At 61.3% G+C, this 26,876-nt stretch carries 24 protein-coding genes and 1 pseudogene; 8 read left to right on the forward strand and 17 right to left on the reverse strand.

Translation table 11 applies throughout. The annotated features are described in order from the left end of the window. Positions 1–168: 168 nt before the first annotated feature. Both P3T17_RS28110 and ggt read left to right on the forward strand, forming a co-directional pair. Entirely contained in the window at positions 169–873 is a 705-nt protein-coding gene (locus P3T17_RS28110) for an MgtC/SapB family protein (RefSeq protein ID WP_429288610.1), read from the forward strand. Positions 874–989: 116 nt separating this feature from the next. Beyond that, positions 990–2,597 carry a gamma-glutamyltransferase gene (gene ggt, locus P3T17_RS28115; RefSeq protein ID WP_429409709.1) on the forward strand — a complete coding sequence of 536 codons (1,608 nt, stop codon included), beginning with the start codon at positions 990–992 and terminating at the stop codon, positions 2,595–2,597. 31 nt (positions 2,598–2,628) lie between these two features. On the opposite strand, the gene P3T17_RS28120 is transcribed toward ggt, so the two are convergent. Further along, positions 2,629–3,366, reverse strand: a complete 738-nt coding sequence (locus tag P3T17_RS28120) for a GntR family transcriptional regulator (protein WP_083611687.1) — start codon at positions 3,364–3,366, stop codon at positions 2,629–2,631. After that, on the reverse strand, positions 3,363–4,328 hold the full coding sequence (locus P3T17_RS28125; RefSeq protein WP_429409710.1) for a polysaccharide deacetylase family protein: 966 nt from the start codon (positions 4,326–4,328) through the stop codon (positions 3,363–3,365). Before P3T17_RS28125 ends, P3T17_RS28120 begins: the two co-directional genes overlap by 4 nt. A gap of 283 nt (positions 4,329–4,611) precedes the next feature. Here P3T17_RS28125 and P3T17_RS28130 point away from each other — a divergent pair, with 283 nt between their 5' ends. The 4 genes from P3T17_RS28130 (at position 4,612) to P3T17_RS28145 (ending at position 8,972) form a co-directional block, all read left to right on the forward strand. Continuing rightward, complete coding sequence (locus P3T17_RS28130; RefSeq protein ID WP_429409711.1) at positions 4,612–5,670, forward strand: ABC transporter ATP-binding protein; 1,059 nt, start codon at positions 4,612–4,614, stop codon at positions 5,668–5,670. Between the two features lie 96 nt (positions 5,671–5,766). After that, the gene (locus P3T17_RS28135; protein ID WP_074268118.1) at positions 5,767–7,062 is read left to right on the forward strand and encodes an ABC transporter substrate-binding protein; all 1,296 of its coding nucleotides are present in this window, start codon (positions 5,767–5,769) and stop codon (positions 7,060–7,062) included. Between the two features lie 88 nt (positions 7,063–7,150). Beyond that, positions 7,151–8,065, forward strand: coding sequence for an ABC transporter permease (locus P3T17_RS28140; RefSeq protein ID WP_429288606.1), 915 nt, complete (start codon positions 7,151–7,153; stop codon positions 8,063–8,065). 1 nt (position 8,066) lies between these two features. After that, complete coding sequence (locus tag P3T17_RS28145; RefSeq protein WP_074268116.1) at positions 8,067–8,972, forward strand: ABC transporter permease; 906 nt, start codon at positions 8,067–8,069, stop codon at positions 8,970–8,972. A 45-nt stretch (positions 8,973–9,017) separates the two neighbouring features. On the opposite strand, the gene P3T17_RS28150 is transcribed toward P3T17_RS28145, so the two are convergent. From P3T17_RS28150 to P3T17_RS28190, 9 genes are all read right to left on the reverse strand, one after another. Next, positions 9,018–10,337 carry an MFS transporter gene (locus P3T17_RS28150; RefSeq protein WP_429409712.1) on the reverse strand — a complete coding sequence of 440 codons (1,320 nt, stop codon included), beginning with the start codon at positions 10,335–10,337 and terminating at the stop codon, positions 9,018–9,020. Between the two features lie 114 nt (positions 10,338–10,451). Then, the gene (locus P3T17_RS28155; RefSeq protein ID WP_254369008.1) at positions 10,452–11,219 is read right to left on the reverse strand and encodes an FRG domain-containing protein; all 768 of its coding nucleotides are present in this window, start codon (positions 11,217–11,219) and stop codon (positions 10,452–10,454) included. Positions 11,220–11,307: 88 nt separating this feature from the next. Then, positions 11,308–13,077, reverse strand: coding sequence for a phosphonate metabolism protein/1,5-bisphosphokinase (PRPP-forming) PhnN (gene phnN, locus P3T17_RS28160; RefSeq protein ID WP_429409713.1), 1,770 nt, complete (start codon positions 13,075–13,077; stop codon positions 11,308–11,310). 36 nt (positions 13,078–13,113) lie between these two features. Continuing rightward, the gene (nadC, locus tag P3T17_RS28165) at positions 13,114–13,950 is read right to left on the reverse strand and encodes a carboxylating nicotinate-nucleotide diphosphorylase (RefSeq protein WP_429288602.1); all 837 of its coding nucleotides are present in this window, start codon (positions 13,948–13,950) and stop codon (positions 13,114–13,116) included. 58 nt (positions 13,951–14,008) lie between these two features. Continuing rightward, positions 14,009–14,740 (reverse strand): ABC transporter permease, encoded by a 732-nt coding sequence (locus tag P3T17_RS28170; protein ID WP_429409714.1) that lies wholly within the window; start codon positions 14,738–14,740, stop codon positions 14,009–14,011. Between the two features lie 26 nt (positions 14,741–14,766). Continuing rightward, positions 14,767–15,537 carry an ABC transporter permease gene (locus tag P3T17_RS28175; RefSeq protein ID WP_429288600.1) on the reverse strand — a complete coding sequence of 257 codons (771 nt, stop codon included), beginning with the start codon at positions 15,535–15,537 and terminating at the stop codon, positions 14,767–14,769. A 27-nt stretch (positions 15,538–15,564) separates the two neighbouring features. Continuing rightward, the gene (locus P3T17_RS28180) at positions 15,565–16,422 is read right to left on the reverse strand and encodes an ABC transporter ATP-binding protein (protein ID WP_429409715.1); all 858 of its coding nucleotides are present in this window, start codon (positions 16,420–16,422) and stop codon (positions 15,565–15,567) included. Then, positions 16,419–17,423 carry an ABC transporter substrate-binding protein gene (locus P3T17_RS28185; protein WP_429409716.1) on the reverse strand — a complete coding sequence of 335 codons (1,005 nt, stop codon included), beginning with the start codon at positions 17,421–17,423 and terminating at the stop codon, positions 16,419–16,421. The genes P3T17_RS28180 and P3T17_RS28185 overlap by 4 nt, the downstream gene beginning before the upstream one ends. Before the next feature lie 362 nt (positions 17,424–17,785). After that, entirely contained in the window at positions 17,786–18,268 is a 483-nt protein-coding gene (locus P3T17_RS28190; protein WP_074268108.1) for a MarR family winged helix-turn-helix transcriptional regulator, read from the reverse strand. Positions 18,269–18,500: 232 nt separating this feature from the next. On the opposite strand from P3T17_RS28190, the pseudogene P3T17_RS28195 reads away from it, so the two are divergent. Further along, a pseudogene (locus P3T17_RS28195) lies at positions 18,501–19,237 on the forward strand (alanyl-tRNA editing protein). A gap of 10 nt (positions 19,238–19,247) precedes the next feature. Continuing rightward, positions 19,248–20,099 (forward strand): AraC family transcriptional regulator, encoded by an 852-nt coding sequence (locus tag P3T17_RS28200; protein WP_074268106.1) that lies wholly within the window; start codon positions 19,248–19,250, stop codon positions 20,097–20,099. 75 nt (positions 20,100–20,174) lie between these two features. Here the strand turns inward: P3T17_RS28200 and P3T17_RS28205 are convergent, their stop codons facing one another. The 6 genes from P3T17_RS28205 to P3T17_RS28230 all read right to left on the reverse strand — a co-directional run bounded on the left by P3T17_RS28205 (position 20,175) and on the right by P3T17_RS28230 (position 26,687). Beyond that, the gene (locus P3T17_RS28205) at positions 20,175–20,633 is read right to left on the reverse strand and encodes an N-acetyltransferase family protein (protein WP_429409717.1); all 459 of its coding nucleotides are present in this window, start codon (positions 20,631–20,633) and stop codon (positions 20,175–20,177) included. A 47-nt stretch (positions 20,634–20,680) separates the two neighbouring features. Continuing rightward, positions 20,681–21,856, reverse strand: a complete 1,176-nt coding sequence (locus tag P3T17_RS28210) for a glycosyltransferase (RefSeq protein ID WP_429409718.1) — start codon at positions 21,854–21,856, stop codon at positions 20,681–20,683. Next, positions 21,853–22,713, reverse strand: coding sequence for a polysaccharide deacetylase family protein (locus P3T17_RS28215; RefSeq protein ID WP_429409719.1), 861 nt, complete (start codon positions 22,711–22,713; stop codon positions 21,853–21,855). The genes P3T17_RS28210 and P3T17_RS28215 overlap by 4 nt, the downstream gene beginning before the upstream one ends. Positions 22,714–22,977: 264 nt before the next feature. Beyond that, on the reverse strand, positions 22,978–23,196 hold the full coding sequence (locus tag P3T17_RS28220; protein WP_074268102.1) for a hypothetical protein: 219 nt from the start codon (positions 23,194–23,196) through the stop codon (positions 22,978–22,980). A 44-nt stretch (positions 23,197–23,240) separates the two neighbouring features. Continuing rightward, positions 23,241–23,750 (reverse strand): lysozyme inhibitor LprI family protein, encoded by a 510-nt coding sequence (locus P3T17_RS28225; RefSeq protein ID WP_429409720.1) that lies wholly within the window; start codon positions 23,748–23,750, stop codon positions 23,241–23,243. 315 nt (positions 23,751–24,065) lie between these two features. Further along, entirely contained in the window at positions 24,066–26,687 is a 2,622-nt protein-coding gene (locus P3T17_RS28230; protein ID WP_429409721.1) for a TonB-dependent receptor, read from the reverse strand. Positions 26,688–26,876 lie beyond the last annotated feature (189 nt).

The following is a 26,876-nucleotide window of genomic DNA, read 5'->3' on the forward strand; positions in this document are numbered from 1 at the left end:
AGTTGAACGAGCCTGGCCGCGCATCACCATGCGGCCTGATTTCCACGCATGGGGACATGCGTGACACCGTACGATAGCAGGAGTGTGGCGAGAGTACCGGGAACGCCCCCGGTCATAGCCGCTCGGGCAGGTGCTGCGCGCACCCACACACAAGATGAACAGGGAACCATGACACTCGATTTTGTTATCCGCCTGCTTGCCGCATTTGCGTGCGGCATTGCCATCGGCCTCGAGCGCCAGATGCGGCAACGCACAGCCGGGCTGCGCACCATTACGCTCGTCGCGAGCGGTGCGTGTCTGTTCGTCACACTTGGCGTGTTGACCGGAAACGGCACCGGGGTCACGCAAATTGCCTCGTATGTGGTGTCCGGCGTCGGCTTTCTCGGTGGCGGGGTCATCATGCGCGACAAGGGTTCGATTCAGGGCATCAATACGGCAGCGACGCTTTGGTGCGCGGCGGCCGTCGGCGTGCTATGCGGCGCGGGACACTACGGTCCCGCCCTCGCCGGGACCACCATCGTGCTTATCACCAACACCGTGCTGCGCGAAGTGAGCCGTGCCATCAACACCGCGCCAGTGTCGGCGGCTGACCTCGTGCGCGATTACACGCTGACTGTAGTGTGCCGCGAGGAGGACGAAATCCATATCCGCGCAGCACTGTCCAATTCGATGTCGTCGACACCGTTATCGTTTCAAAGTCTCACGAGCCGCGACTACGAGAACGATCCGCGACGTATCGAAGTCACCGCGACCCTTAAGCTGCATCCGAAGGATCAACCCAAGCTCGAGCACATCGCCAGCCGGCTAAGCATGGAAAAAGGCGTATCGAGCGTGAGCTGGCTGGGGCTTGAAGCTCAGCCGACGCCGGAATAAACGCGGAGACACGCAAAGCACAGATGCGCCGTATCACGCCATCTGCACTTTTCCAGCGCTGACGTGCCCTCTATACTCGGGACACAGAGCGGCACCTCTGCCGTACCGGAGTTCCGATGCACAACCCAAAACTCGCCTGTTCCAATGGAGGCATGGTTACCAGTCCACATGCGCTGGCCAGCGCCGCGGGGCTCGATGTGCTGCGCGCAGGCGGCAATGCAATCGAGGCGGCGATCGCCATCGGCGCAGCGGTAAGCGTGACCTACCCGCATTTCACCGGCCTCGGTGGTGACGCATTCTGGGTGATCGGCGATCGCAACGGCCTGTTGCGCACCGTGTCGGGCATCGGCCAGGCGGCGGCCGCACTGCCTGCGTTCTCCGGCGCCATCCCTGTACGCGGCGCAGCAGCCGCGCTAACCACAGCGGCAACCGTCGACACATGGGATCAGGTGTATGCGATCAGCCAGTCTGCATGGCAAGGCCAAACGCCCTGGTCGACGCTGTTCGCAAAGGCGATCGATTACGCTTCCAACGGCTTTCCCATCACGCCCTCGCAGCACTTCTGGCAAAGTCTGCGTGCGGGTGAACTGCAGGCACTGCCGGGCTTCTCGAAGACGTTTGCACCAGACGGCCGGATTCCTGCCATCGGCGATCGCTTCGTTCAACCCGCGCTGGCACGTAGCCTCGAGCGCATCGCGCGCTTCGGTGCGCGCGAGTTTTATGAGGGCGAACTGGCCGGGCGAATCGCGCGCGGCTTGCAGGAAGCCGGCTCGCCACTGACACAAGCCGACCTCGCGAAAACCCGCGCACGCGACGAGCCTCCCGTGCGCGTCGCCTATCGTGGCGGCGAGCTGGTGAGCATGCGTCCGCCCACGCAAGGTGTCACGACCTTGCAGATCATGGGCATCCTCGAACGCTTCGATCTCGGATCCATCGCAGAAGGCAGCGCCGACTATTACCATCTGCTTGTGGAAGCGGTGAAGTGCGCGTTCATCGACCGGGACCGCTTCGTCTGCGATCCGGATTTCCGGACTGTACCGGTCGACACGATGCTCACGGATGCCACGCTCGACGCTCATGCCCGCTCCATCAGCATGCAGACCGCGCGTCCCTGGCCGCATGTGTTTCGCCCCGGCGACACGGTGTTCATCGGCGCCACGGATCGCGACGGCCGCAGCGTCAGCGTCCTGCAGACGGTCTACTTCGACTGGGGCAGTGGCGTCGTCGCAGGCGACACCGGGATTCTGTGGCACAACCGCGGCGCATCGTTCAGCACCGATCCCACGCATCACAATGCATTGCAGCCTGGCAAGCGGCCATTTCACACGCTTAACCCCGGCATGTATCTGAAGGATGGACGTCCGCACCTGCTGTTCGGCACGCAAGGAGCAGATGGTCAACCGCAAACGCTCGCGGCCGTGCTCACGCGCGTGATCGACTACGGCATGGACCCGCTCAGCGCCCTCGCCCGTCCGCGCTTTCTACTCGGCAAGACCTTCTCGGACACACGCGATGCGCTCAAACTCGAAGAGGATGCCGGCCCCGACGTATTCGCGGCGCTGGCCGCACGCGGTCATGATGTGAGCGCGATCCCGGCACAAAGTCCGCTTGCGGGCCATCCCGGCGCGATACGAATCGATGCGGACGGCACCGCCTACGGTGCGCACGACCCGCGCAGCGATGGCCGGGCCATGAGCGTTGAAGACGTAGACGCTGCGCCCTGAACGCGATCTGGCGACGGGCCACCGCGAGTAGTCAGGCCTCGGTCATCCCCAGCAATTGCGCGAGGCTCTTCTCACCCGGCATGCGCGATGTTTCGATACGCTCTTCCAGCTCGCGCAGATGCGAGGTCATGCGGGCGACCGCACCCGCTGCATCGCGCGCCTCGATGCAATCGACGATCGCCGCATGTTCGTCGTGCTCGCACGGCGCATTGCCCGGTGCTTCGTATACCCCAACAATCAGCGAAGTACGCGAAATCAGCTCCGTCAAATAGTTTTGCAGGATCGAGTTGCCGGCCAGCGCACCGATGCGCAAATGAAAGCAGCTCGTCAGGCGGGCCCACGCCGGTTGGTCGAAGCGGTGCATTGCCTTGTGCTCCTCGGCAAGCTGCTGCCGCAGTGCTTCGATATCGCGGGCACTGGCCTTCTCCACAGCCAGTTCCACGAGCGTGCGCTCCAGCGCGCGGCGTGCCTCGAAAATCTCGCGGGTTTCCTCGGGAGTGGGCGCTGCGATCACCGCACCCTTGTTAGGCCGCAGGACGACGATACCGTCATAGGCCAGCTTCTCGAGCACCCGCCGCACGACCGCGCGCCCTACTCCGAACAGCTGGCATAGCTGCGGCTCCGGCAGCTTCGTGCCCGGCGTCAGACGATGGTCGAGCACACCGTCGAAGATCGACTGATAGATGCGGGCTTCCACCGCAGTGTCGTCTTCGGCATCATGGTCTTTGGTCTTCTGCCCGGTGGCGGCCGCCTTGGATTTCACGGTCATAGTGTTCTCTGATGTGTGCCCGCGTTGCGCTCCACTTCATCCATGTGTGCCACGATGCCCCCTGGCGTGGTCACCCACACGTCACCGCTCGAACGTGCCGCGGCAATATGCTGGAGCGCACGGCGCAGATGACGGAGCCGGTAAGGCTGCCCCACCAGATAGGGGTGCAGGGCAATCCCCATCACCAGCGCCTGGGGCGTGCTGCCGCGGTTGGCCTGCTCGAGCATTTCGTCGAACTGATCGACGATCATGTCGGCAAACGCGCACGCGTCCATCTGCCGGCCCACCAGCATCGGCAAGTCGTTCAGTTCCTGCGGATAAGGAATCGACCATAGCGGTGCACCACGGGTCGCCATGCGCACAGGCCGGTCGTCGTGGCACCAGTTCAGTGTGTAGCGATAGCCGGTCTGCGCGAGCAGATCAGGCGTCAGGTGCGATTCGGAGATCCACGGCGAGAGCCAGCCCGAAGGCGCCGTGCCGCTTTGCGCCGCAATCCGTTCGCGGCAATGCACGAGCAGCTCGCGCTCGGCGTCTTCGTCGAGATCGCTCTGCCGGTGCGCGTTGGTGTGTCCATGGCCGATCAGTTCGTCGCCACGTGCAACGCAGGCGGCAATCAACTCCGGGCAGTGATCGTAGAGCGCTGTATTGATGAGCGTACCCGCCGGCATCTCGAGCTGGTCGAACAGTTCGAGGCAACGCCATGCGCCCACCCGGTTGCCGTATTCGCGCCAGCTGTAATTGAGCACATCCGGCTGCGGCGAAATGGGTCCGAGCGCCGCGCCGAGCCCCTCGCCAAAAGCAAAGTGTTCGATATTGAAGCCCAGATACACCGCAAGTCCGGTGTCTCCCGGCCAGCGAAAGCCGTCGGTATCCGTAATAGGCCGATAAGGAAAGCGCCCATGCGTTGCGATCGGGTCGCGGGCGCGATCGCGCGCTTCAGGCATGTTCCGTGAGTCTGTCATTTCAAATGAGCCATGAGTAACGGTTTGCGCTCCACATGAACCGGTTTGGCGTTGCCATGCCCCGCAACGGACCGAAGACGCACCGCTATTGCGCAAGAACGGGGCTTCAGATCGTTAGCGATTCGAGCTTCCGATCGTTTGCAATATGTGAGCCAACTTGCAGACATTAGACAGCGCAACGCGTTGGCGATTGTCAGGGCCGAGTCGAAGCGCATGGCATATGTCTTGCATTTGAGAGGTTCGCACGCGATCCGCCTGTACCGTTCACGAGGACCTCTTCTTCATGATCCAGCCTGCTTCAACCGTGCTCCACACGGAGGCCGCCGATATCGAGCTGGTGCACGTCTCGAAGCAATACGGCGATGCACTCGCCGTCGACGCGATCGACCTGCGCATACCGGGCGGCCAGTACTGTTGTCTGCTCGGCCCGTCCGGATGCGGCAAGACATCGACGCTCAGGATGATCGCGGGACATGAATCGGTCACCGAGGGCGACATACTGCTTGGCGGGCGCAACGTCACCCGCGAAGAACCCGCGGCGCGCGGCACGGCGATGGTATTTCAGAGCTATGCCCTGTTTCCCCACCTGAGCGCGCTCGACAACGTCGCGTTCAGCCTGAAGATGCGCGGCGTCGCGAAAGAAGCACGCCGCAAGCGTGCCGGCGAACTGCTGGAACTGGTCGCCATGTCCGCGTACGCCGAACGCAAGCCCGCGCAATTGTCCGGTGGCCAGCAACAACGCGTCGCGCTCGCGCGGGCACTGCTGAACCAGCCGCGCTGCCTGTTGCTCGACGAACCGCTCTCGGCGCTCGACCCGTTCCTGCGCGTACAGATGCGCGCCGAGCTCAAGCGCTGGCAGAAGGAGCTCGGCATCACCTTCGTGCATGTCACGCACTCCCAGGAAGAGGCGATGGCGCTGGCCGATCTGGTCGTCGTGATGAGCCATGGTCATATTGAACAAAGCGGCACCCCGCACGAAGTCTTCAACCGTCCGCGTACCGAGTTCGTGGCGCGTTTTCTCGGCGGCCACAACGTATTCAGTACCAATGGGCGCCTGTTTACCGTGCGTGCGGACCATTTGCGCGTGGTGCCGCATGGCGTCACACCTGTTCAGGCGGCCGCAGGCGACGGCGGTCTCGCGCGGATCGGCGGCGTGCCCTGCACCGTACGCGAAGCCGAATACCAGGGGACCCATCTGCGCATGACACTCGTGCCACTCGACGGCTCACCGGAACTCGTCTCACTCGTGAGCGACGCCGACTACGACCCCGCGCGGCTCGGACCCGAGGCACGGGTGGTCGTGTGGTGGAACGAGCAGGATGCTCATCCGCTGGCCGCCTAAGCCGTCTCTTTTGGGTTACCCAGACCAGCCTTTACCGTTTTTTGTCACACCCCACCAGAACGTCATATGAGCAGAACGTCACCTGAGGAGAATGCAATGAGTGAGCAGAACGAGCGCCCGGCCGCGGCCGAATCCGAGCTGACGGACAAAGGCCAGAAGCGCCGCACGCTCATCAAGGGCGCGGTTGCAGCGGCCGGCATTGCCGGCTTCCCGTACGTGCATGCGCAAGAGAAAATCGTATTGCGCTATCTGGGCACGGCCGTCAACCAGAGCTCCGACATCGCGAAGAAGTTCAAGGAAGATACCGGCATCGAGATTCAATATATTCCGGTCACGACCGACGACGTCGCCAAACGCATCATCACGCAGCCCAATTCGTTCGATATCGTCGATACCGAATATTTCTCGCTGAAGAAGCTGATTCCCGCGGGCACGCTCGCAGGCATGGACGCGAAGAAGATCAAGCTCGCCGACAAGATCACGCCGGTGCTTACCAAGGGCGAAGTGAACGGCAAGAAGATCGGCGACCAGGGCACTGCGCCGAAGAAGGTGATGTTCCTGACGGGTCCGCGCTCCACCGAGTTCTCGGCCACACCAACCGAGTGGATGACGCTGATTCCGACCACCTATAACGCGGACACGCTCGGTATTCGGCCTGACCTGATCAAACGCCCTATCAACAGCTGGGCCGAATTGCTGAACCCCGAGTTCAAGGGCAAGGCAGCGCTGCTCAACATTCCCGCGATCGGCATCATGGATTCGGCGATGGCCATCGAAGCAATGGGCCACGTCAAGTACGGCGACAAGGGCAACATGACCAAGGCCGAGATCGATCAGACCATCAAGATCCTGATCGACGCCAAGCGTTCCGGCCAGTTTCGCGCTTTCTGGAAGGACTTCAACGAGAGCGTCAACCTGATGGCCTCCGGCGAAGTGGTGATCCAGTCGATGTGGTCGCCGGCCGTGACGAAGGTGCGCACGATGGGCGTTGCCTGCAAGTTCCAGCCGCTCAAGGAAGGCTATCGCTCGTGGGCCTCGGGCTTCGCCTTCCCGCGCTCGCTGACAGGCCGCAAGCTCGATGCCGGCTACGAGTTCGTCAACTGGTTCCAGGACGGCTGGGCGGGTGCCTATCTGATGCGCCAGGGCTATTACTCAGGTGTGCTCGAGACCGCGAAGACGCACATGCAACCGTACGAGTGGGACTACTGGATCGAAGGCAAGCCGGCCGCGCAGGACATCCATGCGCCGGACGGGCAGTTGCTGGAGAAAGCCGGCACCGTGCGCGACGGCGGCTCGTACGACGAGCGCATGGGTGCGATTGCGTGCTGGAACGCCGTGATGGACGAGAACATCTATATGGTCCAGAAGTGGAACGAGTTCATCGCCGCATAGTTCTTCGCACACCTGTATAAGACAGGCCGCGGTTGCTGCTGCATAACGCGGTAGCAACCGCAGTTTTCCCGACGACGGATATCCCGCCATGGCATCGATCGAGCTTTCCACCCACGCGCAGGATCAACCGGTGCGGCACCGCCGCACGCCGGCCTGGCTGCAGGCGACGCCGCTGACGCTGACCTTCCTGCTGTTCTTCATCGTGCCGCTCGTCATTACGTTGATCGTCAGCTTCTGGGACTACAACGAATATCAGATCATCCCCGCCTTCACGCTGAAAAACTACCGGGCGATTTTCGACGGCTGTTCGTCGATGACGGATATGTGCGTCACCTTCAAGACGTACCTGTCCACCATCAAATTCTGCGTGATCGTCTGGGCGGTGACGCTCATGCTAGGTTTCTCGATTGCCTACTTTCTGGCCTTCCACGTGCGCACGACGGCGATGCAGACCATCCTGTTCCTGATCTGCACGATTCCGTTCTGGACGTCGAACGTGATCCGCATGATCTCGTGGATCCCGCTGCTCGGCCGCAATGGCCTCGTCAACCAGGCGCTGCTTGGCGCGCATCTGATCGACGCGCCACTCGAATGGCTGCTGTACTCGAATTTCTCGGTGGTGCTCGCCTTCGTCCACCTTTTCACATTCTTCATGATCGTGCCGATCTTCAACGCGATGATGCGGATCGACCGTTCGCTCCTCGAAGCGGCGCGCGACGCTGGCGCGAGCGGCTGGCAGGTGATCCGCGACGTGGTGCTGCCGTTATCCAAAACCGGCATTGTGATCGGCTCGATCTTCGTGATCACCATCGTGATGGGCGACTTCCTGACCGTCGGCGTGATGGGCGGCCAGCAGATCGCTTCGGTCGGCAAGATCATTCAGGTGCAAACCGGTTATCTGCAGTTTCCGGCGGCGGCGGCCAACGCGATCATCCTGCTCGCCGTGGTGTTGATGATCGTGTGGGGTTTGACGCGGGTGGTCGACATCCGCAAGGAGCTTTGACATGCAGATCGCCCGCCGCAAGCATCGCGAGCGCCGCCCGGCCAGTTTCTACTGGCTGGCGCTGCTGTTCGGGCTATTCGTGCTGTTTCTGTATGGCCCCGTCATCACCATCTTCATTCTCTCGTTCCAGGGACCGGAAGGCGGCCTCACGTTCCCGATGCGCGGCGTCTCGCTGCACTGGTTCTCGGTGCTGCGCGACGGCGTCGGCGATATCGATATCTGGGCAGCGTTTTTGCGCTCGGTGCGCCTCGCGCTGGCCGTGACGGTGTTGACCGTGCTGTTCTCAGTGGCGGCGGGACTCGCGTTCCGCAAGCGGTTTCGCGGCGATACGGCGGTGTTTTATGTGTCGGTGGCGAGCCTGATCATGCCTTCGATCATCGTGTCGCTTGGCATCGGCCTGACGTTTCGTCTGCTCGATAGCGGTATCAAGTATCTGGCCACTGCTTTGGGCAACCAGGCATTCGTCGACAACTATTCCACCACGATGGGGCTGTTCACCTCGGCACTCGGTGCGCATCTGACGTGGACCTTGCCGTTCGGTCTGCTCGTGATGTTCGCCGTATTCAACCGCTTCAATCCGGCCTACGAAGAAGCGGGACGCGATCTTGGCGCGACGCCATGGCAAAACTTCAGGCATATCGTGCTGCCGATCATCGGGCCTTCCGTGATCGGTGTGGCCATGTTTGGCTTCACGCTTTCGTGGGACGAGATTGCCCGGACCTCGCAGGCTATCGGCGATCAGAACACGTTGCCGTTGGAATTGCAGGGACTTACTACGTCGGTGACGACACCGGTGATCTACGCGCTCGGCACGATGACCACCGTGTTGTCGCTCACGGTAATGGTGAGCTGTCTTCTCGCTGTGCGCTGGCTTACGCGCAAGCGGCTGGCTGCGGCACTGCGATAGCAGGCACGGGACACCGCCGCTCACGCGTCCCGGGCGCCGTTGGCGTCACCCCAGTTTCGCCTGCAACTCGGCCGCGCCGCCGCGGCGATACAGCACCAGCGTCGCCACGAAGCCGCACAGAGCCGCAAAGATCAGCCAATAGGCGGGCGCGGCCTTGTCGCCGGTCATCTCGATCAGGAAAGTCGAAACGGCCGGGGTGAATCCGCCAAAAATTGCGGTTGCCAGACTGAACGCGAGCGAGAAGCCGGCCACCCGCACCTCGACTGGCATCACCTCGGTCAAGGCCGGCACCATCGCACCGTTGTAGGCACCGAAGAAGAACGAGAAATACAGCAGCACGGTCAGCATGCGCAGGAAGCTCGGCGCATGCGCGAGCCATTCCAATGCCGGATACGCCGTCACGATGGCCAGCGCGGAAATGAACAGCAGCAGAGGACGCCGGCCGATACGATCCGAGATCGCCCCGCCGATAGGCAGCCAGATAAAGTTCGATACGCCCACCAGCAGCGTGACGACGAGCGCGTCCGATGTGCTCAGATGCAGCACGGCGCGACCGAAGGTCGGCGTATAGACGGTGATCAGGTAGAACGTGGTCGTGGTCATCGCGACCATCATCATCCCGGCAATGACGGTCTTCCAGTTGGTCAGCATCGAGCGGAACACTTCAGCCGTCGCCGGATGATGGCGGCGCGCCTGGAACTCAGCGGTTTCCTGCAGCGAGCGACGCAGCACGTACAGGAACGGCACGATCATGCAACCGATCAGGAACGGCAGGCGCCAGCCCCAGGCACCGATCTGCGCAGACGTCAGCAGCAGGTTCAGCGCATAGCCGAGCGCCGCCGCCACGACGATCGCTACCTGCTGGCTGGCCGACTGCCATGACGTGTAAAAGCCTTTCTTGCCGGGTGTCGCCATTTCGGCCAGATAGACCGAGACGCCGCCCAGCTCCGCTCCCGCGGAAAAGCCCTGCAGCAGACGGCCCAGAAGGACCAATGCCGGCGCCAGCAGACCGATCGTGGCGAAGCCCGGCACAATCGCGATCAGGATCGTGCCGCTCGCCATGATCGCCAGTGTGACGATCAGGCCGCGGCGGCGCCCCACCTTGTCGATATATGCGCCGAGAACGATCGCCCCTAACGGCCGCATCAGGAAGCCGGCCCCGAAGACGGCGAAGGTCTGCATCAGCGAGGCGAACTCGCTGGCGGCCGGGAAAAACGTCTTCGCGATGTACGTGGCGTAGAAGCCGAACAGGAAGAAGTCGAATTGTTCGAGGAAATTGCCGCTCGTCACGCGCAGTACCGCGCCGAACTTCGAAAGACGCGGAGCGGTACCGCCAGGCGCCTCGGTGGGTTGAACGGATTCCATGTCGTCTCCTGAATCGTTAAATGCGCAATTAATCATTATTCTGCTAGCGCAAGTGTACGACGTCAGGTGTCCTGCCGCCAGCCGGGGGCAGCCCCTGGTGTCCTGCGTGACGCCCTACTGCCTTGTTGGCGGGGCGATCCGGTCAACCGTCGGCCAGACCATCTCCAGCTCCAGCGCAATCGAGCGCGCAAGCCCCTCCATATCCGGAAACAACGACGCGTTGGTAATGTTCATCCGGTAGAGCGCACGCATCGCATCGTCCCGGACCGCGCGCGGCAGGACGATCTTGCGCAGCAGTTCGTCATCGCTTGAGTAATTGTTAAGGATTTCATCAAGCGGCTTTTGCAGCAAACCGGGCAAGACGAAGGTGCCGGCCTGGGCAATCAGCCGCTGATCCATCTCCGACGGCTCGCCAAACCAGATCACCGGATTCTTGTCGGTCAGAAAGAATTTTTCGAAGTTGCCTTTGCGGCGCGGATCGATCATGTCGCGCGTGAGATGCGGCGTGCTCGCCGGAATGGCGCGGTTAGTCCATAGGGCTGGCGTATTCACCGCGAAAATCGCGGCGTCCGAAACCGCGCGCTCCAGCGCAAAGAAAGCCGCAACGAAGGGCGACTTCGTGAAATCGAGCATCCGGGTTGGTGCGCCATGGTGCTGCATCAGGCCGAGGCAGCGCAGATCGTCCGAGAGCGCGCGCACATCGGAGAGATAGTTGTGGGCCTTGCGGCGAAAGATACGAATGGCGCGCTGTTCCTGAATGCGCCATGTCGAGCGGTCGGGCACAAAGGCCGCAAGGTAACGTGACAGCGAACTCTGCAACAACCAGTTGGCATCCTGCTGACCACGAAATGCCCAGCCATCGAGCTCAGCAGTCAAACTCATGAACTGCTGCCAACTCGAAACCACCGTCGTCTTCACCTTGCTCCCCCTCATCTGGTTGCGTCATTCAGTTCGAACCCACCCGATTGGGTCACTCGATCCTGCAGGCCGAATCGCGCGCCGCCATACGCATTGCGCGCTCGAGCGCGCCCGCCTCGTTGCCGTGAACCCGATACAGCGGCTCGCCTGCCGCCACCGTCTGGCCGATCCTGCACAGCAGATCGATGCCAGCGCCGGCGTCTGCGGGCGCGCCCGCTTCGCGCGCGATCTCCGCGATCAGCCAGCCATCGATCGACGTGACGACGCCTGCATGCGTGGCCATGACATCACGGACCTCTCGTGCAGGTAACGCCGGCGATGCATGCCGCCCCTGCGAATCGACGATCCGTTCGAACGCCGCGCGCGCTGCACCGCTTGCCAGCAGCTCTGCGGCAATCCGCTTGCCGTCGGCTACGTCCTGCACATCCGGTGCCCATGCCAGAATATGCGCGGCAAATGTCAATGCCTTGTCACGCAGGTCGACGGGTGCATCGGGATGGTTATCGAGCACCAGACCCACGTCGCGGACCTCGAGCGCAGGGCCGATACCGCGGCCGATCGGCGCCGTGCCATCGGTCACCAGCGCCTTGACCGTCAACCCCAGCCCATTGCCGACGTATTCGAACAGATCGCCAAGCGAGCGCGCTTCCTCACTGGTTTTCAGCTTGGCGCGCGGCCCGCACGGAAGATCGACCATCACATGCGTCGATCCAGCAGAGCACTTTTTCGACAGGATCGACGCCACCGACCACCGGTTGGACGCCAGCCCAAGCGGCCGCGTGAATGTATTGATCCGCTCGTCGACCAGCGAATGATTCAGACGACCATTCCACGCAATGCAGGCCCGCGCTTCATGGACGCAGCGCCGCACGTCGTCCGCCGTCAGGTCGACGCGCGCGAGCGTCTCCATCGCATCGGCGGTGCCGGCGGCGGAGGTAATGGCGCGCGAGGAAGTCTTCGGCATCGCCAGGCCGTAGGCCGCGACAATCGGCACCACGATCAGCGTGATCCGGCTGCCGGGAATGCCGCCCATCGAATGCTTGTCGACGACAATCGGTTCATTCCACTCTATGCGCGGCATCAGCCTGGTGCGGGTTTTGGCAAGCGCCAATACCTCCGCGTCGCTCAGATGCTCGCACGCATGCAGCAGAAAGCGGTTGATGTCGCTCTCGGCGTAGCGCAACGCCAGCATGTCGTCGAACAACGCATCGTATTGAGCCTCGTTGAGCGCGTCGCCCGCCAGCTTGGCACGCAGAAACGGGGCACTCGCAGGTGGTGGAAGAATGGCGCGTTCGAGCGCTGCGATGAAACGCTCGATGCCTTGCTGCAACGTGCCGTCATTGAAAACCTGCACGGTGGGCACATCCGCCGTATGCGCTTCAACCTGGCGTTGCACTCTCAGGCGCACCTGCTCGGGTGTTTCCCGGCCACGCGCCAGAATTCGCGCGGCCAGCATTTCATGCGGCGCACTCACTTCGATCACCACCATGCCCGGCACCCGCGCCGCCAACGCCGCAATCATGCCGCGCGAGCCGTTTGCAATCACATGCCGGCCTTCGGCCAATACGTCGAGCAATTCACGCCGCAGGCCATAGCGCAGACCGTGTGCCGACCAGGAGATCAGGAAAGCACCGGTACGCTCGAGTTCGGCGAATGCCGCTTCATCGAGCGCTTCGTGATTCTCGCCAGGCGACCCCGCGGGCCGGGTAATCACGCGACGGGCAAAGCAGAACCGGTCTGCGAGATGACGCGCGCCCTCGATCAGCGCATCCTTGCCGGCGCCGCTCGGACCCACCACGAAGAAGAGAATGCCGGAGGCCATGAGCCGCTTATCCGACCTGCCCGATCCATTGGCTCATCACTCGGCCTCGTCGAGACCAATGTCGACGCACGCCGCCGCCTGATTGATCTTGCTGGTGGAGATGTAATCGACGCCGGTCTTCGCCACCGCACCGATGGTCGCGAGGCTGATGCCCCCGGACGCTTCCAGCAACACGCGTCCGCCGACCAGTTCCACCGCCCGGGTCATGTCCTCGACGGACATGTTATCGAGCATGATCACATCGACACCGGCATCCAGCGCCTCCTTGACCTGCTCAAGGCGGTCGCATTCGACTTCCAGCTTGGTCAGCACCGGCAATTGCCGGCGCGCGCGCTGCACGGCCTTGGCGATGCCGCCGCACACGGCAATGTGGTTGTCCTTGATCATCACACCGTTATCGAGCCCGAGACGGTGATTCAGGCCGCCACCGCAGGTCACCGCGTGCTTTTCCAGCATGCGCAGACCCGGCGTGGTTTTGCGTGTATCGATCAGACGCGCCCGCGTGCCGGCCACCGCCGCAACATATTGCTCGGTGAGATTGGCAATCCCCGACAGCCGTTGCACGATATTGAGCGCAGTGCGCTCAGCCGTCAGTACGCTGCGCGCCGTGCCGCTCACATTGAGCATCACCGTGCCCCGCTCCACCTTTTGCCCGTCTTTCACACGCACCGACACTTCGAGCGTCGGGTCATAGCGTTTGAAGATGCGCGCCGCCACGTCGATGCCGGCCACGATCAGTGTCTCGCGCGCGTTCATGAAGAAAGCGCCGGTCTCGTCCGCTTCGATCATCAGTTGCGCAGTGAGGTCGCAATAGCCGATATCTTCGGTCAGCCAAAGATCGATCAGGCGATCCGTCTGGAATACGTCGTACATTTTGTCTTCCTTTCCAGGTGAAATGGAATTTGGTTGTTCATAACCGGTGAAGCGCCGTTCATCGGTGCTTCATGCGCCGGTCGGCCATCATCAGGAGGCCGTTACATGCGAGGGCAAACACGGTAAGAAACAGGGCAACTGCCATGATCGTGCGGATATCCCCAAGGTTCATCGCACTGGTCAGCATATAACCTAGCCCGCGCTGCGAGGCGAACATCTCGCCGATCAGCACGCCCAGTAAAGTCAACGAGAAGCCGAGCCGCAGGCCGGCAACCACCTCCGGAAAGATCGCCGGCAGCACGACATGCGCAATCGTACGGAAAAACGACAGACGCATGGTCTTCGACGCACGCAGATAGACCGGCCGCATCTGGCGGATCGCATTCATCGTGAACATCAGGATCGGGATCAGGCCGTGCATCACGCCAAAGGCCACTTTCGCCGACAGGCCGAGGCCAAATACGAGCAACACCAGGGGATACAACGTCACCTTCGGCAGCGAATACAGGTTCAACAGAATCGGCTCCGCGACGCGGCCCGACATGCGGTTGATGCCGAACAGCACGCCGAGCGCCACCCCGCCGATGAGCGCTATCACGAGTGCATAGACAAGGGCACGGGCGGTCTCCGCGACGTTGCCCCAGAACGCTTCAGTGCCGAGCATCTGGGCCAGCGCCTCAAGCGTGCTCCATGGCGAACTCAACGAATGCTCGCCGATCGCCCAATGCAGGCATTGCCAGCACACGACAATGACCAGCGCAACCAGCAGCGGATCGAGGAATTTTTTCATGGTGGCGTCTCCGCTAATACGCAGCGCTAGCGTTGCCGGCGCGACTGAAACCGTTGATCGATCCGGTTCAGCACAGCGTTGACGAGCGTCACCAGCACGAGCACGAACAGCATCAGCGAATACATGTCGTCGTTCTGGAAGTTGTTGTACGCGTAACCGATTGCATAGCCGATGCCCGAACCGGACAGGATGAATTCCGATGCGATGACGCCGATGAACGCATAGGCCACCGCAAGCTTCACGCCGGTGAACAGATACGGCAGCGTGGCAGGCAGCTTGATGTGAAGCGCGCAACGCCACGGCGAAAGACGCATCACCTGAGCGCTTTTATGCAAGGCGCGGGGAATGCGGTCGAGCCCGTTTAGCGTCGCGGTAATCATCGTCACCACCGAAAGCATCACGGCAATGGCAATGATCGGCAGCGAGCCGACGCCGAGCACGACGATAAAGATGGGATAGAAAATGAAGGTGGGGATGGCGTAGTAGCTCGACAGCAGCGGTTCGATCGAGCGGCGCAGCGACGGTAGCGCGTGAATGCCGAGACCCAGGACGAAACCGAGCAGCACGGAGACAATCGACGCGGCGACGATCTCGATCAGACTCGTAACAATGTCGTGGTCGAATTTGCCGCCGCGCAGCAGCTCGATGCCATGCGTGAACATCGCGGACGGCGCAATCAGCACGCTCGGCGCAATGATGCCGCTGCGGCACAGCAGCTCGATCAGTACGATGAAGCCAACCACTACAGCGATACGGATCAGACTTTCCGTCTTCACTTCGAACTCCCAGGTTCGCATAGAAATACTGCGAAAAACACGGCGCACCTAGTGCGCGCCCATCACCTTCAATGATTCGACACGCAGTTTCTCCCACAGGCGGGCATTGATCTCGCCGAAGCGCGGTGTCGATACGACGCGGCTATCGCGCGAACGCTCCCAGCCGGTCTCGACGATATCGATGAAGAGCCCGGGCCGCGCCGACATCACGCCGACCCGGTCGGACAGCATCGCCGCTTCGTCGAGTGCGTGGGTGATCAGCAGCACAGTGGCAGACGTTTCGCGCCACAGGCGCAGCAACTCGTCGCCCATCAGCAGGCGTGTTTGCTGATCGAGCGCGCCGAACGGCTCATCGAGCAAAATCAGGCGAGGCTGCAACACCAGCGTTCGGGCGATGCACACGCGTTGCCGCATGCCGCCCGACAACTGCGAAGGATACGCCTTGGCGAAATCCTTCAGGCCCATGAAACCCATCGCATAGTCAACCCGCCGCTGAATCTCGGCGCCATCCACGCCCGCCATGCGCAGTCCGAACGAAATGTTGTCGCGCAGATTCAGCCATGGAAAAGACGCGTCTTCCTGGAACACGACGCCGACTCCATCGGGCACACCCGTCACAGGTTGCCCTTCGAACATTACCTTGCCGGAGCTGGGCCTGGAGAGTCCCGCAAGCGCATCGAGCAGAGTGGACTTGCCACATCCGGACGGACCGACCACCGAGAAGAACTCGCCCTTGGTCAGCGTGAGATCGATCGGGCCGAGCGCATGAAACAGTTCCTTCGAATCGCTGCGTGTGAAATAGCGGGTAACGCCGGTTAGCTCGACATGCGCCTCGGGCGAGGCCGGCGCCTGTTGCGCAGGCGACTCGACAACCTGCAGTGTCGGATGACCGTTGCGTGCCTTCATAGCGTACTCTTCGCTTTCAGATCGGGGGGCAGAAAGCTCGTGTCGACTAGCTTCGACCAGTCGACATCGCCGTTCAGCTCGCCTACAAGCTTCAGGCCGTCCGTCATGCGGTCAAGTTCACCGCGGTTGAATTCACCGTCGCTCCACATGCGTGACTTGACCATATTGTCCACGGCTTCGCGTGCGACGTCTGGCGTGAGTTTGAAGCTTGTCTCCAGTAGTTTCGCGGCGCCGGCCGGATCCGCGTACAACGCATCCACACCCGCACGCCGCCCGGCAATGATCGCGCGCAACTCATCCGGATGGGACTTGGCAAACTCGCGGGTGGTAATGCCGACCGAGGTGGTCATGGGCTGCAGAATGTCGCCCGCCCGGTACACGGTGCGGTAATTGGCTTTGCGCACAATTGAAAGCGGTTCAATCAGCACTGCACCGGAGACGGCCCCCTGCTCGAGCATCGTCAGACCGTTAACGTAGCCACCCGAGGCGACGCGGGTCACCTTGCCTGCGTCGACGCCCTTTTGCTTGAGCACCATCAGCAACAGCATTTCGGACACGCCTCGGGGCGACGTAATCGCGACTTTCTTGCCGGCCAGATCAGCAACGGTTTGCACGTTGGCGTTGGGCATAGCGACCATCGACGCCTCCGCGACGCTGCGCGTGCCGACATTCACGATGACGAGATCCATCCCCTGGCGCTGCGCGGCGAGCGCGGCCGCGACTGCGACTTCGCCGTACGGCGTCTTGCTGGCGAGGATATTGCGCACGGTCGTGCCGCCGCCGCTCGAGGTGAGAATGCCGGTGATGTCGACGCCGGCCTTCTTGAACAGGCCTCTGTCCATCGCGACGGCATACGGAAGGCCGTAGAGGCTGCTGCCCCACTGCGTGACGGAGATTTCATCCGCCTGCGTGACGCTGACGGACCCGCAAAACACACCGGCCACCGATAGCAGGAACGACGCGCCGAGCGCTGCACCGATCTGCCTGACGAACCACTTCATATAGAGCACTCCCGATCACGAAATCAGACGGCTATAGAAGCTGGGTACCGCCAAAGCGCCCGATCTAAAAGTGTCAAATGAGCGTACACGCGGTAATTCCAAGCTTAGTTGCAACCTCTATGCCACTGTTAGCGGTGTTTACCCGATCCGGTTCAATGGCCGGGAAAAATGCGTCAACCCCTTTAAATTCAACGTTCTGCATTTCGAACGATCGTGCTTGAGGCGCTCAAAGCAAGCGCCGCCGCAGAAACAGGCCGCACCATCAAACAACATGTACACACTATAAATGCGCACTTTTCAGATTCAGCCCACGCTTGGTGCACTGCCAGGCGCAGGCACACCGGCGCTTGCAAACGTCTGCTCTATTCCAGCTCAGGACCGCAAAGCTTGCGCAGCAGATACAACACCGCCACCCGCTCGACAGCGTTGAGATCGCTCATCGTGAGTTCGCTGATACGCGCAGCGGTCGGCGTGGTCAGTTCGAGCAACTGGCGCCCGCGCTCCGTGAGTTCTACCACGCTCTTGCGCCGATCGTCCTGATTGGCTTGCAACTCCACAAGCCCACGTGCCTGCAGACGTTCGATGATGCCGCGCACGGTCGCCCCATCGATGGCCGTCGCCTTGCCGAGATCGCTCATTGACGAAGGTCCGAGCCGCCGGTTCGCACTGAGCACCGCGAACTGCACCGCCGTCAACTGCGGATCGTCGATGGTCTGAGCGAAGATCGCGAGGTGGCGCTGGTAGGCCCGGCGCAGCAGATGACCGATCTGCTCCGAGAACTCATACGTGGATATATCGACCTGCGTGGGTGGCGTCGGCTCGGAAGGGGACTTGGGCGGCGCCATGATCGATGGATCTCTTGAAAGTGTTGTCGTGAATCGAAGCGGGGTCGGACAACGCCATTCTACAAAGATTTCGCGTAAGCACGTTGCGGAGCCGTCCAGCAAAAGCCTCAGCCACAGTGGCCTCGAGCAGCATTCCGCATGTCAAACAGCACTTTTGACCAAGACCGACCCCGCGCCCTGGCGTCTATACTGTCCCCATCGAAATCAGTCTCCCGTCACCCGGTTTGCTGCGATGCCTCATTATCTTTGCCACGAGCAGCCCGATCTGCTCGAGTTCGACGCCAGCGTGGTCGACGCCCGTCCTGGTGCCGTGCTGCTGTCACGCTCGGCACTTCATCCCGGTGGCGGCGGCCAGGTCTGCGACACCGCAACACTCCAACATGCCCATGGCATGGCATGGCGCGCATTGTTGGTGTTTCCGTGGAAGACGGCCAGTACTGGCATCAGCTCGATACGTCGATTGAACTGGCGGGCGAGCTGCACGTCTCGATCGACGCGCCGCGGCGCGCCACGCTTGCACAACTCCATACCGCGACCCACATCCTGAACGCGCTCGTGTACCAGCAGTTCGCCGGCGCACTGGTGACCGGTGCGCAGATCAACGCAGACGGCAGCGCGCGCATGGACTTCGATCTGCCTGAAGCGGATAACGACGCCTTGCGATCGCTCGAAGGGCCGCTCAACGACGTGATTCGCCAGGCTCTGGAGGTTCGCGCCAGCTATGTCGGCCTGCGCGACGCCCAGGCAACGCCTGGACTGATCCGCAGCCTCTCGGTCGCGCCTCCGCCCACGCCGGACGGAACGATCCGGATCGTCGAGATTGATGGGCTCGACCGGCAGGCGTGTGGAGGGACGCATCTGACGAACACCGGGCAGTCGCGTCCGATACGGATGACGAAGATCGAGAACAAAGGCCGCCGCAATCGCCGTGTCCGGATCGAACTTACAGAGGATAACCTGGTATTTTAAGGAAGCAGTCATGCCAGACGGTAGCTTGGGCAAGGAAGTCGTTTACTGGCGAGACGGTGCGCTCGAGGGCGCGGCACTCGCTACCGCGCGTTACGGCGCACACGAGTTCGAGCGCCATATGCACGACGAGCTCGTGATCGTGATGACCGAGTTCGGCGCAGGCCAATGCCGCACGCGCACCGGCAGCGACGTATCCGGGGCCGGCACCGTGTGGGTGTTCGGCCCCGGCGAATACCATTGTGGTGTGGTCTGGGAGAACAAGGCGTGGCACTACCGCGCGATTTACCTCGATATGCAGGGGCTCGCGGCACTAAGCGCCGTCTTTAGCGACGACTCACGCAGCGACCGGCCCTTGACCATCCCGCCGGGACTTTACTGCGATCCGCAACTGTGCCGGCTGCTGTTGAAAGCGCATGCAAGTCTCGACGAGAACTGCCCTGCGCCGCTAATGGAACGTCAAGCGAACTGGTGGGCGGCAATGGGCATGCTGTTTGGCCGCTATGGTCAGCCGAAACCCGTCGTCACCGAACTGGGCCGCGACACGCAGAAAATGGCACGCGTGCGCGATTACATCAGCGCTGAATATGCGCGCGATATCCCGATCGACGAACTGGCGGAAGTGGCCAACCTTAGCCGCTATCACCTGATACGCGCGTTCTGTAAGGAATACGGGCTGCCACCTCACGCGTACGCGAACCAGGTGCGGCTGATGGCCGCCAAGCAATTGCTCGTGGCCGGAAGCAGCGCGGCGGAGGCAGCTGTGAGCGCGGGCTTTTACGATCAAAGTCACCTTAACCGCGTCTTTAAGCGCGCTTACGGCATCACGCCTGGCGCCTATGCGGCGCTAAAGCCTGCGCTTTAGCCACGCATTTGGCGCAATTGCGGAAAAAGCCAGTACAACAGTGTGGACATGGTCAGCTATTGAAGGTAACCGGCTCTACAACGCAAGCTTATAGCCCACGTGGCTCGCCACGAAACCGAGTCTCTCGTAGAAACGATGCGCATCCGCACGGCTCTTGTCGGTCGTGAGCTGAACAAGGTTGCAACCGCGCGCACGGCACGCGGCGATTGCCCATTCGAACACTTTCTGCCCTAGCCCGGCGTCGCGACGATGGGCCGCTATGCGAACCGCCTCGATCTGGCCGCGCCATGCGCCCAAGCGCGCAATCCCCGGAATGAACGACAGTTGCAGCGTGCCGATGACCTCGTCGCCATCCACGACGACCACCAGTTGCTGATTGGCATCGGCCTCTAGCGCACGAAAGGCCGCGACGTATCGCTCGTCAAGCGGCAACGTGATGTTTTCCCTCTGACTTCCGAGCTTGTCGTCGGCCAGCAATGCAACGATGGCAGGCACGTCGGAGAGAAGAGCCGAGCGAAAAACGATCTGTTCCATGTGAGAGCCCTGGGTGATCTGGAGTTTAAGGCTACCTCCACCGCAGGTCAGCCCGAGTGGCGCTGGACCTTCCATTTCGCCACGCCGCCGCTGCCTGCCCAAGGCCGCATTCTAGCAAGGCTCTCCTGGTAGACCACCTCGGTTCGGTCAGCGAAATCCTGCAGCGAGAATTGCGCCACGCTTCTCGCACGCGCCGCCATGCCCGCAAGCGTGACCTCAAGCCGGTTGTCGAGCAGGCGCATCAACAGTTGCGCAATCCGTTCATGCTCGTGAGGTCCGACGATCCACCCGCTTACGCCCGCTTCGACGTTTTCCGGCAGGCCACCCGAGTCCGACACGATCACGGGCTTGCCCATCGCCATCATCTCCCGGCACGCGAACGATAAGGTTTCGCGCCGTGACAGCACAAAACCCACATCGAATGCTGCCACCAGGGGCCGCACGTCGCGCAGTAAGCCCGTGCAGATCAACTGGCCCGCCATGCCTAATGCACGGACCCTGGCACGTTGTTGTGCATTGGGCGTCCGCCCTCCCAAGACCACGCGAATCCGTTCGCGTTGCGCTGGAGGCAGCAATGCGACTGCCTCGACCATATGCAGCCAGCCCTTGTTATCGTCCGTGCCCGCGATACTGCCGACCACCAGCGCTCCGTCTGGGATCGCCGTACCCCATCGTCTGCGAAGCCGCTCGCTTACGCCGCTTGCGACCGGCGCAAAGCGGCGCAAATCGATACCGTGATGCACGACCGACACCGCCTTCGTGTCATACACGGTTTTCGCGAGGTGCCGGCGCGTGTAGTCGGATACGCAGATCACCGAATCGGTCGCCAGCTTCCCCTTAAACCAGGTGCTCAGGCCGCTCACAGGCAAATCGTTGTGCTTGGTGAAGACGATGCAAGGCCGGGTGCGTTTCAATCCCAGCGTCGCCAGCATCGCGATCCGGTGATCCGCTGAGCCGTTGACGTGAATGATGTCGAAGCCGCTCTTTTCGATCAGTTGCCGCAAGCGCCAGCCCGTTCCGACCATGGCGCCCAGTCGGTTACGAAACTCGAGCGCAATCGCTTCGACGCCGGGGATCTCTTTCGCACTTGAATAGAGGCGGCTCGAACCCGGCGCCGCAACCGTCACGTGATGGCGCTCCGCAAGCGCCGCCGCCAAGGTGAGGATGTAGGTGGTGTGTCCGCCACCGTCTCCTGCGTGAAAATTGGTGTAGAGGATTTTCATGACCACGCTTCGCACCGGCATTGTCTGGCGCGTTTGAACCAGTAATACGCCCCGCCCCACAATGGATCCTGGTAACGCCGCAGTTTCTTTGCGAGCCAATCCGCGCCCTTGCCGTTATCGGCCAGGCGGTGAATCCGCAAGGTGTCGCTACCCGCTACGTTGCGTCGCAGATTCCGTGTCGTGTAGAGGTATTCGAATCCCGCTGCTTTAGCGGCGTCGATATAGTCGGCGTCGAAATAGCCTTCGGGCCAGCACAGGTGTTGCGAACCTGCGCCGAGACGCTTTGTCAGGATCGCTTTCGATTGTTCGATGTCCGCCCTGATTTGCTGATACTTTCCGATAGCGTCATCGCACAGCACGTCCCAGCGAAGATGGCTATGCGTATGATTATGAAATTCGAACGTGCCTGCTGCGCGCATTATCTCCACCTCGCTCCAGCGTACGGTCACCTCGTCCGCGCGGCCGTTGCGAACCAGGTGCTCGCACGCCTGATGCGTGTGCGCCGGTTCCGCACGCAGCGCGTCGATGCTGCGAAACACGCCGTCATGCACGCGGCCCGTCACCAGAAACATGACCGCGTTGAATCCGTAACGCAAAAGGATGGGATGGGCGTGAATGTAGTTGTCCAGATAGCCGTCATCGAACGTCAGCAAGATCGATCTCCGAGGCATCGGCGCCCCACGCAGGAAGCGCGCAAATTCATCAGCGGTCAGCGTGATATAGCCATGGTTCGCCAGCCACTTTATCTGCGACTCGAAGTTCTCCGGCGATAGGGTGAGCGGTCCGCCAGACGGTGAAACGTGGTGATACATCACTACCGGTACCGAATTCGCAAACGATTCAGCGGTTTGTATCATTTGCTCTGCATGCCGAAAGGTTTCTACATGGAAATTTGAATTAATATTAGATTGAACAAACTCCGCGATCTATCGGTCGTTTGTGGAGATTTGTGTCGCATTGTCGAAAGCTTCCATCATTCTCGACAAAGGATTGATCCACGCGATGCTGAAGATCGCGTAGCGGCGCTGATGCGCCTGAGAGGCTTACGGATGGAATGGGTCGACACCAGCGTGTCAGACGCTAGTGTCGTTCCGTGGCAAGAGCGCAAGGCCCCTGCCTTATCAACGCCGGATGGCGAGCCGGCGCAACTGCGAGACCACCTCGGCCGCGCTTCCAATCACTACCTTGTTGCGGAAGGCCCGCGTCACGACGATGCTTTCCATCGCGTCGTAATACCAGACGCCGACTTTGCGCCCGCCGAGCTCGACAATACCGCCAACGCTATCTAGCGGCCCTTCCTCTATTGAAACGATCAGCCTTACCGATGGCCCTTGGCGCATACGTAGTTATCCTCAGTTCGCCTCGCGCCGTGTTTCGAAGAAACTCACTTCGTCGCCGGGTTCGCGCCCTGGGCGGTCGCCACGATCGACTCATTTTTCAACTGCCTGACGGCGTCCGCCGCGGAGGGGACCAGCTTCTGGTCGACCAGCGCCGCTTCAAAGGCATCGTGCTGAGCCTGTTTGCCTTGCTCGTAGTCCGCATCCAGTTCGGCGATACGACGTTGATACCAGTTCAGCACGCATGCCTTGTCGGTACAGTTGTGCTGACGCCAGAGCCATTGCTGGATCCGCGCAGTCTCCACGGAACGCGGGTCGGGACTCGCATCCCGTGCGCGTTGATAGCTCACCGCGAGGCGATCATCGAGGCTGGATAGCTCCGGGTCGGCGCAGACGATCTTCTCGGAAGCCGAAGACCTGGTGCTGCAATGAAAGCTCGCAGCCGACGCGTTGCCAGCCAGCGTCGCGCAGACCGCCAGCACGCAGAGCGACAGCGTCGGCGAGGAATCTGCAAGGAGTCGGGTAACAAATGGAAAAGCAGTTTTCGATGTAGACATGACTAACCCTGTACGAGGAAAGTGTCGGATTGGGGCGCGCGGCATGCGTTCCCTGGCGCAAGCTGGCATAAACAGAACGATGCAGGTCGCGTGAGGGCAGAATAGTCGGCTTGGGCGCTATCTAGGCGCGAAGAAAAGGCCGTAGGGCGCGAGTGCTTACGAAAGGTTTCCGCAGGAAATAAGCCGTTACTCGACCCCTACGTGCGGTGGGCTGAGGCACGGCGCCGTGTGCTGCGTCACAAACGAAAACGCGCCCGCGCCAGTCCCATTGCAAGGGACCGGCGCGGGCGCCTGAACAACTGTGCTACTCAGGCATCAGAACTTGTACGTCGCGCCAACCTGGCCATATAGGCCAACATACGTGTAAAGCGACGTGTCATAGTAGCCCCGGGCTTCGTACTGCCACACCGGGTCGTACGGCGGCTTGTGGTTGAAAATGTTGTCGATGCCCGCGTACAGCGTCCAGTGCTTGAAGCCACTGTAGCTCGTGTAGATATTGAACTGGCTATACGATCCCACAGCAGGCGATCCGGCAACAATCGCTTGTGCGTACGGACCGGTGAACTGCCAGCTCAGCGTGGTCGTCCACTTGTGGAAAGCCCAGCTCAACTGCGTGTTTCCTCTCCACCGCGGGAACGACGCACCGAACACCGTGTCGATTGCGCCATTGTTGCCGGCATAGTCGTCCGCGACGCCGTCGTTAGGCATAACGAAGTGCCACACGTACGCCCAGTCGCCGGACAGCGTGAACGTACCGATACTTGTCGGCAACGCCTGCTTGAACGTCCCTTCGAAACCATCCGTATGCAGATAGGCAAGGTTTTCGTAGGTTACGTTGTAGACCGTCGCGTTCGGATCAGCAGCAACCAGCGCCGCGATGCTCTCCTGACCGATCACATTGGTCACGTCGATCTTGTACCAGTCGAAGCCAATGTCGGTATTGCGGGCCGGCGACAACTCAAAGCCGATGTTGTAGTTCTTCGTGCGTTCAGGTTGCAGGTTCGGATTACCGACTGAATTTTCGTAGACATCCTTGCCGTCGACGGTCTGGTAGCCGAGGCTCGCCTTTTCAGACGTTTCGACCAGCGTCGGTGCACGGAAGCCGCGATTGTAAGACGTATACATCGTCAGGGCCGAAACCGGCTGGTAACGCAGTGCAAAGCGTGGCGAGAAGGCGCCGCCGAAATCGTTGTAATGATCGTAGCGTCCCGACTGGCTGAAGGTCAGGCCACGCAGCAACGGAATGTCGATCTGGTAGTAGACCGCCGCAACATTGCGTTCGCCATCCACCGCCTGCGTGAGCGGGTTCAGATATTCCGTAGAGCCCGCGCCGATATATTCGCTCTGATGCTGGAACTGCGCACCAAAGCCAAGACCCACATCGCCTGCCGGCAGCGAGAACAGGTTCGCGGTGGAGATCGTCGCATCGAGCACATCGAGCTTCGAAATAGCCTGATCGTAAGACGTGCCAAACAGGCCCGGCAACGAATTGAGGGTCGACGAACTAAACGTGCTCTGCGTTACGCTGCTGAGATAGCTTGACAGCACGGAGGCGTTGATCTGATTGCCGTACGCGTTGGACACTTCGCTTTGCGAGTGGCCGTATGACGTATTCCAATCCCAGTCGCCGAACTTGTCTGTGCTGATGGTGCCCTTCACCCCGGTCGAGAGACGGTAGAAGTTCGAGACCGTCGTCACCGATTGCTCGGTCGGGAAGACATAGGTTAACCCCGTTCCGCCCACTGTAGCGGGAAACGGCGAGACAACTCCATTTACCTCGTAGAGTGAAGTACCCAGGTTATCTCCATCACTGAACCCGGCGAGACCCAGATCCGTTTTGGTGGTGTTGTAGCTCTCCCACACGTCGGCATACGCCTGCGTGGTGTCGTTGATCTTGAAGTCGGCATGTACCTTGACACTGCTGCGCTGGGTTTCGGGCTCGATGGACTCAGCACTTGCACCATTGCGCGAACACACCGTGCCGGACCCTTGGGTCGCGAGGTTGTTTGCCGCCGACGTCACGGTACCGCCCGATGCCGCGCAATCGCTCAGCGCCTGGGTGCCGGTTGCCGTATTCCAGAAGGAGGCGGGCTGCGAGAAGAAGCCGCCGTTCTTGCTGGAGTAATCCTGGTCGCTGGTGATGTCCCGCTCGGCCATGGTGATGCCGCTCGAGCGGTAGTAGCTCGCCGCGGCTGTCACGTTGAAGCCGTCCGACGTCAGATTGCCGAAACCACCGAGCACGCTAAAGTTCGTGGTGCCTGCACCGCCGTGCTGCGCACCGCCAATGCTGCCGTCGAGCTGCAGCCCCTGGAAATCCTTCTTCGTGATGATGTTGACCACGCCGGCGATTGCGTCCGAGCCGTATTGCGAAACTGCGCCGGTCTTGACGATCTCGATGCGGTCGATCATGTTCGTCGGCAACGTGTTCAGATCGAAGAAGGTATCAGTGCCGTTGACTGCAAACGCGAAGGGCGCAACACGCTGGCCGTCGATCAGCACGAGCGTGTATTTTTCGCTCATGCCGCGCAGCGCGATCCCTGCGCCACCAGGGGCAAAGCTCGCGGACGTGCCCTCGCTCCAGCTGCTTGCCGAGTTGGCGGTCGTCGTACGCAGGTAGTCGGCGACCGTCGTGGAGCCGCTGTCCTCGATGTCTTTCTGCGAAATCGTCTGGACCTGATTGAAGCCCGTCTTGTCCGAACTGCGGATCAGCGAACCGGTAACCTCGAACTTTTGCAGCTGCTTCACATTGCCGGACGTGGCCGCCGGCGAAGATGCCGAAGTCGCAGTTGCCGGTTTCGCCGCCGTTGCGGATGCCGCATCTGCGGTAGCGGCCGCCGGTTGGCTCTGCGCGTATGCCGGTACACCACATGCAGCTGTTAGCGCCACTTCAGCCCAAACGATTCGTTGGATGGCGAGCGTCAAACCCCGTAGTTTCATTGCCCTTCTCTCTTGTCAGTAGGGACCCAATTCATAGTGAGAAGTCTTTTGGACCCATCACCCCGATCTGCAAACACGAAGGCCTCACTCGACCTTCGTCCGTTCTGAAGCGAACCCGTCAAATCCATTCCATACGAATCGCAGTACTAATCGTATGAATTTTCAGATCGTCTTACCCTGCGACCGGCT

The sequence above is a fragment of the Paraburkholderia sp. GAS82 genome (assembly GCF_050436285.1).
GTDB lineage: Bacteria > Pseudomonadota > Gammaproteobacteria > Burkholderiales > Burkholderiaceae > Paraburkholderia > Paraburkholderia phenazinium_B.

Excerpts from the sequence above, each read along its gene's own strand:
- phnN (WP_429409713.1), bottom strand. The coding sequence starts at position 13,077 with ATGGCCTCCGGCATTCTCTTCTTCGTGGTGGGTCCGAGCGGCGCCGGC.
- P3T17_RS28180 (WP_429409715.1), bottom strand. The coding sequence starts at position 16,422 with ATGAAGGCACGCAACGGTCATCCGACACTGCAGGTTGTCGAGTCGCCT.
- P3T17_RS28155 (WP_254369008.1), bottom strand. The coding sequence starts at position 11,219 with ATGAGTTTGACTGCTGAGCTCGATGGCTGGGCATTTCGTGGTCAGCAG.
- P3T17_RS28140 (WP_429288606.1), top strand. The coding sequence starts at position 7,151 with ATGGCATCGATCGAGCTTTCCACCCACGCGCAGGATCAACCGGTGCGG.
- P3T17_RS28170 (WP_429409714.1), bottom strand. The coding sequence starts at position 14,740 with ATGAAAAAATTCCTCGATCCGCTGCTGGTTGCGCTGGTCATTGTCGTG.
- P3T17_RS28185 (WP_429409716.1), bottom strand. The coding sequence starts at position 17,423 with ATGAAGTGGTTCGTCAGGCAGATCGGTGCAGCGCTCGGCGCGTCGTTC.
- P3T17_RS28220 (WP_074268102.1), bottom strand. The coding sequence starts at position 23,196 with ATGCGCCAAGGGCCATCGGTAAGGCTGATCGTTTCAATAGAGGAAGGG.
- P3T17_RS28150 (WP_429409712.1), bottom strand. The coding sequence starts at position 10,337 with ATGGAATCCGTTCAACCCACCGAGGCGCCTGGCGGTACCGCTCCGCGT.
- P3T17_RS28130 (WP_429409711.1), top strand. The coding sequence starts at position 4,612 with ATGATCCAGCCTGCTTCAACCGTGCTCCACACGGAGGCCGCCGATATC.
- P3T17_RS28225 (WP_429409720.1), bottom strand. The coding sequence starts at position 23,750 with ATGTCTACATCGAAAACTGCTTTTCCATTTGTTACCCGACTCCTTGCA.
- P3T17_RS28135 (WP_074268118.1), top strand. The coding sequence starts at position 5,767 with ATGAGTGAGCAGAACGAGCGCCCGGCCGCGGCCGAATCCGAGCTGACG.
- P3T17_RS28145 (WP_074268116.1), top strand. The coding sequence starts at position 8,067 with ATGCAGATCGCCCGCCGCAAGCATCGCGAGCGCCGCCCGGCCAGTTTC.
- P3T17_RS28205 (WP_429409717.1), bottom strand. The coding sequence starts at position 20,633 with ATGGAACAGATCGTTTTTCGCTCGGCTCTTCTCTCCGACGTGCCTGCC.
- P3T17_RS28215 (WP_429409719.1), bottom strand. The coding sequence starts at position 22,713 with ATGATACAAACCGCTGAATCGTTTGCGAATTCGGTACCGGTAGTGATG.
- P3T17_RS28230 (WP_429409721.1), bottom strand. The coding sequence starts at position 26,687 with ATGAAACTACGGGGTTTGACGCTCGCCATCCAACGAATCGTTTGGGCT.
- nadC (WP_429288602.1), bottom strand. The coding sequence starts at position 13,950 with ATGTACGACGTATTCCAGACGGATCGCCTGATCGATCTTTGGCTGACC.
- P3T17_RS28110 (WP_429288610.1), top strand. The coding sequence starts at position 169 with ATGACACTCGATTTTGTTATCCGCCTGCTTGCCGCATTTGCGTGCGGC.
- P3T17_RS28200 (WP_074268106.1), top strand. The coding sequence starts at position 19,248 with ATGCCAGACGGTAGCTTGGGCAAGGAAGTCGTTTACTGGCGAGACGGT.
- P3T17_RS28210 (WP_429409718.1), bottom strand. The coding sequence starts at position 21,856 with ATGAAAATCCTCTACACCAATTTTCACGCAGGAGACGGTGGCGGACAC.
- P3T17_RS28125 (WP_429409710.1), bottom strand. The coding sequence starts at position 4,328 with ATGACAGACTCACGGAACATGCCTGAAGCGCGCGATCGCGCCCGCGAC.
- P3T17_RS28190 (WP_074268108.1), bottom strand. The coding sequence starts at position 18,268 with ATGGCGCCGCCCAAGTCCCCTTCCGAGCCGACGCCACCCACGCAGGTC.
- P3T17_RS28175 (WP_429288600.1), bottom strand. The coding sequence starts at position 15,537 with ATGCGAACCTGGGAGTTCGAAGTGAAGACGGAAAGTCTGATCCGTATC.
- P3T17_RS28120 (WP_083611687.1), bottom strand. The coding sequence starts at position 3,366 with ATGACCGTGAAATCCAAGGCGGCCGCCACCGGGCAGAAGACCAAAGAC.
- ggt (WP_429409709.1), top strand. The coding sequence starts at position 990 with ATGCACAACCCAAAACTCGCCTGTTCCAATGGAGGCATGGTTACCAGT.